This window comes from Alkalihalobacillus deserti, from assembly GCF_020734105.1.
GTDB lineage: Bacteria > Bacillota > Bacilli > Bacillales > Bacillaceae_D > Halalkalibacter > Halalkalibacter deserti.
This window is the reverse complement of the sequence record NZ_JAJAFR010000018.1, coordinates 52,897-64,242: the sequence shown is the minus strand read 5'-3', so window position 1 is coordinate 64,242 and position 11,346 is coordinate 52,897. Positions and strand designations below refer to the sequence as shown.

Here is an 11,346-nt window from a genome sequence, read left to right as displayed (position 1 = left end):
AATTGAAGCAGCCCAATCTATTAGAGGGTCAAAAAACTACCTCGGAGCGCTTTATCGCCGTACTGCAGCACGTAAAGGTAAAAAGCGGGCAGCAGTTGTAGTCGCGCATGCGATATTACGAATCTCCTATTACTTATTGACCCGTAAAGAAATGTACGTCGATTTAGGAGAAGATTACTTCGATAAGCAAAAACAACAATCCATTGTTCGACATTCACTACGAAGGCTTGAAAGTCTAGGCTATAAGGATACTGCGCAGTAAATTTCTTTACTTTTTTATTTTTTATGCTCCCATTTAAAAGGAAAAGAAGCAAATGGTAGGGAATAAATAGATTAGAAAATAATAGAGAGCGTAGGGATATGGTATGGAATTTGAGGATTTTCTAAGAAAAAATTATCATTTAAGAGACAAATCTGTAAAAGATTATATTAGTCGGTGGAACGGAATCCTTAATAAAGGTTTATATAATGGAGAAACAGAGCTTACTCCTTCATTGATAGCGTCTGTTGATAGGGAATATCCAGAAGACTCTCATTATCGCCTCACACTTAAAAGATATATTGAATTCCAAAACAAAAGGAAACAAAAAAGTTAATAAGGATAGTTGGGAAATGTGTAGGAATGAATCCACTCATTTTTGTTTAATACAAGAGTATTTGATCGGAGAAGTATATAATCTATAAAGATTAGAAGAGGAAAAGGCAAAATGTAAAGAATTTCAACTTTGTTATTTGAAATATGAGTACCTCCTTTGTAAAGCATCCACTTCAAATCCAAAAGGATAAAACTATTTTGACGTTATTAACTTTCTGCAGTGCACCTAGGCGCAAACACTTCTTGGAACCAACTATTATCAGCCCAATTCCATGAACAATGGTCCAACACAACAGAACCAATAAAACTGCAGCTAGAAAAAGCAATTTCTCCGGTTAACGGGGCCAGACCCTGAATGTCCACAAGACTAGAAAAAATGTAGATTCTAGGACGAGTAAAAACGTACTCATAGGAGGGAGAACGATGGGAGCATTTTATATTCCGTCAAAAGGAGAAGAGGCTTGGAGAAATTTACTGGCAGACCCGGAGAAACAGTGGCAGGCTGGATATTCAGCAATGGAACTGGCCGCTAGATGGGAGAAGGCTAAAGGCTTTCCAGCTTGTGTTCAACATGCGTTCCAAACGAGTGAACATGAATTGTTCAAAGACGTAACATTCTTATATGGATTTCCAGAGTACAAGGTCCCTTTGCCTGGCGGTTCAACAAGCTCTCAGAACGACCTCTATGTTTTAGCCAAAGCCGGCGAAGAACTCCTGACGGTAATGGTCGAAGGAAAAGTGTCCGAGCCTTTCGGAGAGACAGTCAAAGCCTGGTTAGGAGACAACCCTAGTACGGGAAAAAGGGAGCGGCTGGACTACTTATTGAAGAAACTAGACTTGGCCGAAGCTCCTTTAAATACTAGATATCAGCTCCTGCATCGAACGGCTTCGACAGTGATCGAAGCAAGTAAGGTGCAAGCCAAAAATGCACTTATGCTCGTCCATTCATTTAGTGAAACAGGAAAGTGGTACGACGATTATGTGGAGTTTGTCAAAATGTTTCAGGTCATCTCAAAAAAAGATGCTATTGTTGGACCGGTTTTGGTTAATGGTGTTCATCTCTATTTTGGCTGGGTGACTGGAGAAAAACAAAAGGTAAACACGGGAAACCCTATTCATTTACATAAGGCAGCAGATAATCTGCCAAATAACCTAAGAGGCAGAAGCATTCATTTTAACGTCATCCCTACTGTTTGTAATTTGAAAAATACCTTAAAGAAACTTAAGGAAGTCCATGGTGACGTATCTCAACTAAAGCAATGGGAAAAAAGAAGCTATCAAGCCTATCATTTAGAGAAAATTAAAATGGAATTACTAGAGTTGAATCAAGATTACCAAATGGGCTTGATTAGAAACCATATCTTAAACCACCATCCAGAAGATTTAGGTGCAAGCTGCATTGATATCTACTTAGTGGCATTCGTGGCAGAAAATTATGGGCCTGGGAAGAACACGTTTTTCAATTATATAAAAACCAGTGGAATTTCAGACAAAGAAACCACCGCCCAAGCCATCTGGCAAGTAGGAAAAGGGGACGGCTCGTTCCTGAATATCCTGAATGAGGACGGAACTGTGAAGGATTGGCAGTTTCTGAATAGGTGGGTGATGGGTTGAAAAATACTTTTTGGAGAACAAGTTTTAAGAAGCTTTATTTTTCCTAACTGAACATAAGGCATAATACAATTGATAAAGGAGATTAGAAAAATGGCAAAAAGGGAAGACTTTTATGAATTTTCGTATACTTATCCGTATTATAAAAAGTTTGATGATAATTTTACCGGTAAAGGTACTATTACTATGGGGGCAGATGTTGAATGGAATGATGAATATTCGAATTATAAGGTAGCTATTTACTTTTCTTCGACAGGTAATGTTGACCATGGTTTCATACCTAGTGACATAGAAGAAAAATTTTACACACAGTTACGCTCAGACTTGAATGCTCGAGGTGTTGATTTAAATGACGTAGATTTTGATGATGCAGAGTTTTTTTAATGGAAGATTTAGATCCTGACACCTTCGAACTTCTGTTTAAGTTGGATTGTCTAAATACCGAAAAATTATACCATTTTATAGCTTGCCGAATTATATCAAAAAACCGCAGTAATACATGACTACTATTATAGTCAAAGCGAAATTGATATTTTTGAGGACTAGAGTGATCTTGATGATGGTCAACATGGGAAACATACTACTATTGTGGTATTTGAAAGCTAATAAACTTTATCGTTGGACACAAAAGAAGATGAAGAAAAAACTAAGGGCACTTAAAAGATTAGGAGGATAAAATTATGGGTGATAGGTTTCCAGGTATCGAGTGGTATTGTGATAGTTGTGATGAATATTTGAATAACCAAGCTGGTTTTGATGACCATAAGTACATTTGGCAATGTACCGAATGTGGATATAAAAACAGTATTTCAAGTGCAAATATCTTTGAAGTTGAGGACTAGGCTGATGACTAAGATTATTATAAGCGAAAGCCTTAGTTTTTCTTATAATTTGAATAAGAGAGACGAAACATTTCTCTTGTTACGCAGTACAAGAATACTATTCAATAAAATGATATTCCACAATTAGCTCGATTGCGGAAGACTAAAGCCTAATTCCTTGGTAAAGAAGAAAAAGAGGATTAGGCTTTTTCACTTCAAAATGTTGACGTTCTTCTATTAGCAAACACTTTGACAGCAACTGGTAAATTTCGTGGCAACTTCTAGTAAAAAACATTGCAGAGATGGTCAAAATATTGTGGCTGTATTCAGTTTTATTATGACGGCAAACTTAAAGGAGCAAAGTTAGCATGGTATACAAAAAATGTTGAAAAGACGACTGTTGAAAGTTTTTTAGATAAGATCGCAAAAAGGATAAATAAAAAGTATGGATTTGAATTGAAAGAATAATAGGGCTAGTGAAAGGAGAGAGGTAATAAATGAAAACGGACTGTACAAAAGATAATCCAAAAGCATGAAGTGCCAAAAGAGTATGCCGAAATAATATTAAAGGACATACCTAATATAGAATTTATGTTTTGGTCTCCATATGTAAAAGCAGGTTATATCACCGATATCTTAAGAGAAATAGACACACTACTAGTGATCAACCAAGATTACACATCATGCATTAATGAAATGAGAGCGACTGCCTCAAAGCATACAAATGATTTGGGTAATCCTTTCTTAAGAACTTTACAGATACTCGAGCACCTACGATAACTGTTTGTAGCTTTTTGGCTACATTGATGACACTCTCTCCTGCTATAACCCTTTTGACTGCACCCAGTTTTAATTCGAATGAATACCTTTTATTATTTCTTCTTTTAGTAGACATGCAAACCTCTCCTTTTATGACAATTATGGTCATGGATTTCCCGAATTATAAGTGTCTACTATCATGGCGCAATTCACTGTCACTGCTCGAAGTGTGTCGAATTTATATCGACATAATACCGGATAGTGAACAGGCACCATATACTCCGTTTTGTAATGATGCTTACGGAATATTCTTTGAATAAGTGGGGGCACAAGAAGGCCTATTAAGCGAATTCTTTCTGCTAGAAATAGGTATGAACATACCGAAGAAGAATACATTAATGTGGAAGATTGTTATCAAGTTACGTTGCGTTTAAGAGGAATTTTTAATAGAGGAAGAGAATTAAAGGCTATACTTAGAGAAATACAGAGTAAACAACTTATTAGGAATAACAAAGATTACTTGATCCCAGAAAAAAGTAGGTCTCAGAACAAAACAGTAAAATATAAGGAGTTACTATGAGTTAGCAAAGGTGCTTGATATGTGATCAAATAAAGCCTTCTACAGAATTTATAGAGAGAAACCGGTGTGTAAAATGCAATAGTTTAGTAAAATCACTAGATTCAAACCAACTGTGTAAGAGATGCGTCACGAACAAATGGAGAAGGAAGGCAAAAAACAAGAAATAGAGAAAAATAAATTAATAATAAGTAAAGATGTATATTCCACAAAGATAAAGAAAATAAAAAAAGATATGGCTAAAGTAATCTGTTTCATGCTAGTAGAAACTTCAATAGATACAATAACCGGTTACGAAGAATTATGTGTTAATAAACCAAGCGTTAACCATTTAGTAAACAACTATTCATTAGAAGAGTTCAGCAATATTTTTTGTATTTTAGAATTTATGTATCAACAGGAAGATAATCGAATCTAGAACCTAAAGCAGGGATGGGGAAGTCACATGTTTTTTGCTTGGCTGTTTATATTTTTAGGTGGTCTATTCTTTATTAACATCGGGAAACAAAGTTACAAACAAAATATTGGTGGAGAATTGCTACTGTTATTTGGTTGGGGATTAGTGATATTTTGTGCAGTAATAGCATTTTTGTTTCTATCCTTATGATGTAGGAAATTAAATTCAGAATTCAATAGTTCCCGGAAAATTCTCTTCACTTGTCAAGTTTCCCTTTAAATAATTGTGTATTTGCTAGGAATTTCTACCGTTCATGGGGATGCTGTTTCCGTGATATTGGCTTTTAGTGCAGCGAAGTAAGATTTGGTGACGGTTATGGTACGTACGGATGGAGGTAGGGTGATGAGTTTAATAAAAACATTTCAATCCGATTAACTGTATGAGGGGGAAAGCAATGGAAAACATCGAACAATTAAAACAGCAACTTGAAGATTGGGCAGACCTTCACGGGATTGATGATGAAGAGGAAGAACAGGAGTGGATCCAATCTGGTATTACACTTTATGAGAAGTGTATAAGGCTAGATAAGGAGAATAAAAGTGAATACTTGCAGGCACTTTCCAGACTTCATTTGAACCTCGGAAGAAATGAAAAGATGAAATTCTCTAATTTTGATCGTGCAGTTCGTAACATGAAGCAAGCAGCTTATATTGATCCAATAGATCCTAGACCTTGTTATCACCTATCCTTTTTATTAGAGAAGCAAAATAACTACGAAGGGGCACTTTTTTATGCTGAACGTGCCATTAAATTAGGGTTAGACGACAGGCAAACAGATAAACTTTTTTGTAATATGGCACTATGTTATTACAAGTTGATGTTCTTTAAAGAAGCGATACAATACTTGATTAAAGTTGAGAATAAAGCAAAGAGTGACAAAGTTCTTGATGTTTTTCTAAAGCCATATCAAGCAAAAATAAAGTCCTCAAAAAAGAAGGGATATATTCCTCTTTCACAGCAGCATGGGACTATAATAGAGACAGAAGAAGAAATTGAAAACAGTGTATCACGAGGAGAACGTGTCGTTCTTATCGTAAACCCATACCAAGCTGTGTTAAATGGTGAAAATGAAAGTGTTTCGTTTTCACCAGTAAATACGCAAATATTAGAAGCGGTTATGTTAAGTGAGGAAGGATTATCGATACCTGAAATTGCTCAAGTTCTGTTTGGTTATTCTTCCATTGATATGTCAGACTCATATGTTCCAAGAATGATTAATAAAATTCGTTCGGACATAAAGAAAGCAACAGGTACAGATGGAAAAAAACTTTTAAAGACTGTAGGAAATAGTTATGTTTGGAACCATGAACTTTTAAAAGGTAATGTCCATTATAAAAGTATAAGGCGCTATGGTAGCGGTCGCACTCTTGAGGGGATTACAATTTTGTAATCTTCTTTGTTTTATAATTAAAGTAACAAATGAGGAGGCGATTAGGATGAGATCAAACTTACTAACACTTGAATTAATGGATGGTCAAGAAAGATTATTTGAGGCATTAGAAATGAGAGGGTTTTTAGTGGAGAAGAAGGGGCCATTTTTAGCATTGGCTAAAGGGAGTGCAGCTTCAGATTATTCAGATGTGAAAGCTCTATTATCCAAGTATAATATCCCTATTCATTGGAATGAGGAGAACTTCCAATTACTTGTGAACAAATTTCCTGTAATGATGATGAAAAGGATTACTACACACAGAGGGAAAGAGTTCCCAATTAGCTTAAATGGATATCATTTTAGATGGAGAGCTTTTGTAAATCGAAAACATGGATTAAAGGTAGATACGTTGAAATTGGACCCTTTTATTTCTTGTTTGGTGAAAGCAGTTAACAAAACAGGAATTGCATGTGTAGCTGGTTGTGATGGTCATTTAAGACATGCACCTAACCTTCAATTTTCTGGAGTTTATAACGGAGCTTGGTTTAGCATTGTACAAAAGAAAATGTTAAACGATTTGAATTTGAATTATACATGGGAAGTCGAATTTGAAGGTGGTACAGGATCAAGGCTTGTTGCTAAAAAAACAGCTACAGAACAATGGGATAGTAAGAAGATCTATGAAGATACGTTAAAAATGGCATATCGATTAAAAGACAATTCTACTAAAATCAAAGAAAGAAAAATCACATATTTTAAAAGAAGTAAAAAAATGAAAGAAGTAGCAGAAGCTTTTCGTTTAAATGGTCAGTTGAATCATTTAGTAGCGTGGATGGAGAAAGTAAGTCACTAATTAAAAGGGGGATTCATCATGTTTCATCCTAACCAACAAGTTCACTTAACATATTTTTATTATAATCGGTGTCCCGACTGTAATAGCACTGTCATGAAGGTAGCACATGATTTAGGGGAAATGAAATTAAAAGAATTTAACAGTTCTAACTTAAAGCTAGCTATAAGGCAGATTTTTTGTAGTAAGTGTGGTGAAGATATGTACCCAGAAGAGCTCATTTTAAAGGATCAGCTTTCAAATCAAAATATTAACCGTCGTATCATTGGAAAAGACATTGATGTAATGGGTGATGCCGGAGATATATATGGTTCTGTATTATCAGAGGAGGAAGCGGAACTTCATGAGATAGGTATAAGTAAACAAAGACCTACATTAAACGAACATGAAGACCAGTTTTGGGAGGCTTATACTACATTTGCACTCGAGATATGGGATAGAATTTGTCGAGAGTTAACTGTAAAAGAAATTAATGATGCACTCATTCGTTTAAACCATCAGCACTTTCATCCAAAAGAAAATTTATCTGAGCTTCGTAGAGACGTAAAAAGGTATTGTACGTCAGTAAAAGAAAAGAAGATATTTTGGAGAGAAGTAAACACCGAATTAGTGATTGATATTTATGCAAGTGTCTCACCAAAAGATTGGGAAGTTGAAAAAGACATAAAAATGTTTGGCCTAGAAAGAACGAAATATCTTATCTTACATTTCCCACTACCTCAAGAACTCGAGATGTTTCGTGTAAAACATATTATGAAAGTAATTAAGAAGCCTCAACGTGAAACAAAGATGATAGTTGAACGCCTAACAAGACTTGAGTCCCAGCATATGAATCTTTTACATCGTTACCAAAGCTCAGTTCGTCAGCTACAAAAAGAACGAGCTGAAAAATATCAATTAGAAGAAAAGGTAGCTGCACTTTATGAGAAACAACGCGAGCTAGAACTCCAAGTTCCAAAAACAATTGAGAGGGATCCAGATACGAACCGGAAAATACAAGATTATAAAGGGTTAATCTCAGAATTAAAGGAAATAAACAAACAACTTCTTGAACAAGTTAAACAAACAACTCCAGAACAACCATTAGAAGAGACCTCTGAGAAAGATGTAGTTGACGAAGATAGAGATATGAATATAGACCTAAGTAGGCTGAGTGGCAAAACGATAGGTATTATCGGGGGTTATCGAAGAAAGGAAATGGAAGAAAATATAAATGGATGTCAGATTATTAAGCATAGTGGGGAAAAATTAGATGTAGCATTTCATGACACCTTGAAAAAGTGTGATGTCATTGCGATTATTACCAATTATATCTCTCATGCAGCGATGTGGGAGGCAAAGGAATGGGCCATTGATGTTGGAAAACCCATTGTGTTTGTCAGTAGTATTAATAATAAACAAATACTTAGTGAAGTACTGATGAAGACAAAACTAGCTTAGGAGAAGTTTATCATCTTCTATTAGGAGTAAATTTAGGATTTGTAATTATTGAGAATGCAGCCTTTGTTTTCTGATAATTCTGAGAGGTAATACGGTGAATAAATATAACGTTGGTCAAACAGTACATGTAAAAGACAATTTAGTCATTGGTCAAAGATATTATAATTATGGTTCCGATAGTAGTGATATCTTTACTTCTAGAATGGAACAGTACTTAGGAAAAAAAGCAGTAGTTGTTCAAGTTGATCCAATAGATAATAAGTACAAATTAAATATTGATCGGATTCACAGTTATACGGATGAAATGTTGACTGACCTTACTACTGTAACAAGGGATGTAGAACTCGGTGAGATTAGAGAAGAAGTTGATAGTATTATACAGAAGTCACTCAGTGTATTTTATACCCAGCAAGTTGAGGAGGCTCTGAAAAATGGTTTATGGAAAAACAATCTAACGGAATTTCAAGAACTGTTACGTTTGAAAAAGAAATATGAATAAGGCATAAGTTTGATAATTTCAACTAGATAGATTAAAGGGGGTTCAGCAAAAACATTCAACTAATCACTATGAACGAGTCGAGCAAAGCGTTTATACGTGAAGACAAGGGGACAGGTTCCTTGTCCAAAGCGAATACAGAGTGAAAGAACCATTTGTAGGTTTATGTAAAACCAAAAGAAGTTGCGATCAAATAGGCTCGGAAGATGCGGTGCTGGCCTTGGCTAATGAAGTGGGGGGCAATTTTAGGAACGCTCAAGACTATTTATTTCAAGTTAGGTTAATGGGTAGAATGGGACGAGGGACCTGTCCCCTTGTCCATTCTGAGTTTTGTCCCAGCCTCTTTTTAGTACGCATAACGGAATGCACAAGGCGCTAAAAAGTATTGATAAATCGGAAACCTTCCTCATCAGGCTTGGGGGAGAACAACAGGCGTGCATTACTCTTCTAGGTCATCATTTCAATAAAAGGAGAGAATTGTAACGTCTAATTCAAAAAGATCCGCTATATACATTTTCAGCTTCTTACAAAAATCACCAAATTAAGTATAATAGACATTAAATATTAAACATTACATCTACCAGTCTACTCACTATCGGTGTCTTAGTGAAAATGATATTAAATTAAGGGGATCTTATGTCAGAGATAGAGATTGTTACGTGGCCTTTTCAAGAAAAGAGTTTAAATCAAATTAATAATAGGGAGTCGTATTTAAATTATCCAGTTATTTACTTATTGAATAGTGCGAAGGAAGCATATATTGGTGAGACCGTCTATTTCAAGAAACGTATGCGTGCCCATTTAAAGACACCTGAGCGAAAAAAGTTGAATCAGATGCATCTAATTAAATACGATGAGTTTAATCGTTCTGCGACATTTCATTTGGAAACCAAGTTAATTAATTACTTTCTAGGTGATGAGAAATATAAACTTCAAAATAAAAGTAAAGCAACGAATGATTTCTCCTATAATTATCATAATAAACCGCATTTCGAACATATGACCTTTAAGAATATTTGGCAAGAACTTTTTACAAAAGGAATTGTAACAAATGAACAACATGTGATTGAGAACAAGGATATTTTTAAATTATCACCCTTTAAAGAGTTATCAATCGAACAACTAGATCTAAAAGAGAAGGTTATACAATTTTGTGAAAGACAAGTTCAACTCGAGCCAAATGATTTTGGCAGTTTGTATGTTGTGAAGGGTGAAGCTGGGGTTGGAAAAAGTGTCGTGTTAAGTTCTATTTTCAATACCTTACAGGAATACACAAAAGAGGCATCATCACCTTTATATGAAACTGAAAATTATTTAGTCGTAAACCATGAAGAAATGATTAAGACTTATAAAGGCATAGCTGCACAGTTAAAACATTTAAGAGCCAAAAACTTTGCTAAGGCAACTCCATTAATTAATCAACTAAAGAAAAACGATAGTAAAGCAGATATTATAGTAGTTGATGAAGCGCATCTGCTATTAACACGTCCAGATATATACAATAATTTTCACGACCAGAACCAGTTAGAAGAATTACTGAAGCTTGCAAAAGTGGTTGTAGTAGTTTATGACGGTGATCAAGTATTAAAGTTAAAAAGTTTGTGGCAAGAAATGACATTAGAAAGTTTAATTTCAAAAAGTGCTTATTCTGAAAGGTATGAGTTAACGAATCAATTTCGTATGCGAGCGAATGATGAAGTCATTGAATGGATTAATCAATTTAAACAAAAACGGTTATTACCACTACCTGTTGACGAGGATTACGAATTTAAGGTCTTTGGGTCACTTAAAAATATGCATGAAGCTATTAAGATGAAGAATGAACGCCATGGTTTGAGTCGTGTCGTATCGACGTTCGATTATCTACATAAAAAAGATGGGGGTATTTACTATATCAAGGAAGATAACGGGGATTATCAAATTCCTTGGAACATAACTAATAGTAAATACACTTGGGCCGAGCAAGCATCAACTGTAGACGAAGCAGGTTCAATTTATACGATACAGGGGTTTGATTTAAATTATGTAGGTGTCATTCTAGGTCCGTCAATTACTTTTGATGAACAAAGTGATCAATTAGTTGTTGAAGTAGATCAATATAAAGATTTAGGAGCTTTTACAGGCACAGAGGGTATTAAGAATGTTAAAGAAGCAAAAGAACGAATCATTTTAAATTCAGTCAATGTGTTAATGAAACGTGGCATAAAAGGACTATTTCTATATGCTAGTGATGAAGCATTACGAAATCGACTATTAGAGTATCAAAAACGTGTTAGGTGAAGATATGGAAAATTCCATGCCTGACCAGCAGTAAGGTCAGAACTACTTGAGCTAGACTGGTATAATCACATTTTCACCAAAACTATAA

Annotated in this window: 10 protein-coding genes and 1 pseudogene; 10 read left to right on the top strand and 1 reads right to left on the bottom strand. The window is 35.1% G+C overall.

The window, feature by feature from the left end; genetic code table 11:
* From LDX58_RS20925 to LDX58_RS20910, 4 genes and pseudogenes are all read left to right on the top strand, one after another.
* Nucleotides 1-262, top strand: a pseudogene (locus LDX58_RS20925) (IS110 family RNA-guided transposase); the annotation flags it as partial.
* 756 nt (nt 263-1,018) lie between these two features.
* A complete protein-coding gene (locus tag LDX58_RS20920) occupies nt 1,019-2,209 on the top strand; it encodes a DUF6946 family protein (protein ID WP_227939064.1) in 1,191 nt (396 codons plus the stop codon).
* A 90-nt stretch (nt 2,210-2,299) separates the two neighbouring features.
* A complete protein-coding gene (locus tag LDX58_RS20915) occupies nt 2,300-2,590 on the top strand; it encodes a hypothetical protein (RefSeq protein ID WP_227939063.1) in 291 nt (96 codons plus the stop codon).
* A 296-nt stretch (nt 2,591-2,886) separates the two neighbouring features.
* Nucleotides 2,887-3,048, top strand: a complete 162-nt coding sequence (locus LDX58_RS20910; protein WP_227939062.1) for a Sec23/Sec24 zinc finger-containing protein — start codon at nt 2,887-2,889, stop codon at nt 3,046-3,048.
* Between the two features lie 667 nt (nt 3,049-3,715).
* Here the strand turns inward: LDX58_RS20910 and LDX58_RS20905 are convergent.
* Entirely contained in the window at nt 3,716-3,922 is a 207-nt protein-coding gene (locus LDX58_RS20905; protein WP_227939061.1) for a hypothetical protein, read from the bottom strand.
* Nucleotides 3,923-4,487: 565 nt separating this feature from the next.
* Between LDX58_RS20905 and LDX58_RS20900 the strand changes: the two genes are divergently transcribed.
* The 6 genes from LDX58_RS20900 to LDX58_RS20875 all read left to right on the top strand — a co-directional run bounded on the left by LDX58_RS20900 (nt 4,488) and on the right by LDX58_RS20875 (nt 11,258).
* Nucleotides 4,488-4,781 (top strand): hypothetical protein, encoded by a 294-nt coding sequence (locus LDX58_RS20900; protein ID WP_227939060.1) that lies wholly within the window; start codon nt 4,488-4,490, stop codon nt 4,779-4,781.
* A 433-nt stretch (nt 4,782-5,214) separates the two neighbouring features.
* Nucleotides 5,215-6,210: a tetratricopeptide repeat protein gene (locus LDX58_RS20895; protein ID WP_227939058.1), complete on the top strand. Its 996-nt coding sequence runs from the start codon at nt 5,215-5,217 to the stop codon at nt 6,208-6,210.
* Between the two features lie 46 nt (nt 6,211-6,256).
* A complete protein-coding gene (locus tag LDX58_RS20890; RefSeq protein WP_227939056.1) occupies nt 6,257-7,045 on the top strand; it encodes a hypothetical protein in 789 nt (262 codons plus the stop codon).
* An 18-nt stretch (nt 7,046-7,063) separates the two neighbouring features.
* Nucleotides 7,064-8,482 carry a DUF2325 domain-containing protein gene (locus tag LDX58_RS20885; protein WP_227939054.1) on the top strand — a complete coding sequence of 473 codons (1,419 nt, stop codon included), beginning with the start codon at nt 7,064-7,066 and terminating at the stop codon, nt 8,480-8,482.
* Nucleotides 8,483-8,576: 94 nt separating this feature from the next.
* Nucleotides 8,577-8,981, top strand: coding sequence for a hypothetical protein (locus LDX58_RS20880; protein WP_227939052.1), 405 nt, complete (start codon nt 8,577-8,579; stop codon nt 8,979-8,981).
* Nucleotides 8,982-9,614: 633 nt separating this feature from the next.
* Nucleotides 9,615-11,258, top strand: coding sequence for a DUF2075 domain-containing protein (locus tag LDX58_RS20875; protein ID WP_227939051.1), 1,644 nt, complete (start codon nt 9,615-9,617; stop codon nt 11,256-11,258).
* The last annotated feature ends 88 nt before the right edge of the window (nt 11,259-11,346 follow it).

Excerpts from the sequence above, each read along its gene's own strand:
- LDX58_RS20905 (WP_227939061.1), bottom strand. The coding sequence starts at position 3,922 with ATGTCTACTAAAAGAAGAAATAATAAAAGGTATTCATTCGAATTAAAA.
- LDX58_RS20875 (WP_227939051.1), top strand. The coding sequence starts at position 9,615 with ATGTCAGAGATAGAGATTGTTACGTGGCCTTTTCAAGAAAAGAGTTTA.
- LDX58_RS20895 (WP_227939058.1), top strand. The coding sequence starts at position 5,215 with ATGGAAAACATCGAACAATTAAAACAGCAACTTGAAGATTGGGCAGAC.
- LDX58_RS20900 (WP_227939060.1), top strand. The coding sequence starts at position 4,488 with ATGCGTCACGAACAAATGGAGAAGGAAGGCAAAAAACAAGAAATAGAG.
- LDX58_RS20890 (WP_227939056.1), top strand. The coding sequence starts at position 6,257 with ATGAGATCAAACTTACTAACACTTGAATTAATGGATGGTCAAGAAAGA.
- LDX58_RS20915 (WP_227939063.1), top strand. The coding sequence starts at position 2,300 with ATGGCAAAAAGGGAAGACTTTTATGAATTTTCGTATACTTATCCGTAT.
- LDX58_RS20920 (WP_227939064.1), top strand. The coding sequence starts at position 1,019 with ATGGGAGCATTTTATATTCCGTCAAAAGGAGAAGAGGCTTGGAGAAAT.
- LDX58_RS20910 (WP_227939062.1), top strand. The coding sequence starts at position 2,887 with ATGGGTGATAGGTTTCCAGGTATCGAGTGGTATTGTGATAGTTGTGAT.
- LDX58_RS20885 (WP_227939054.1), top strand. The coding sequence starts at position 7,064 with ATGTTTCATCCTAACCAACAAGTTCACTTAACATATTTTTATTATAAT.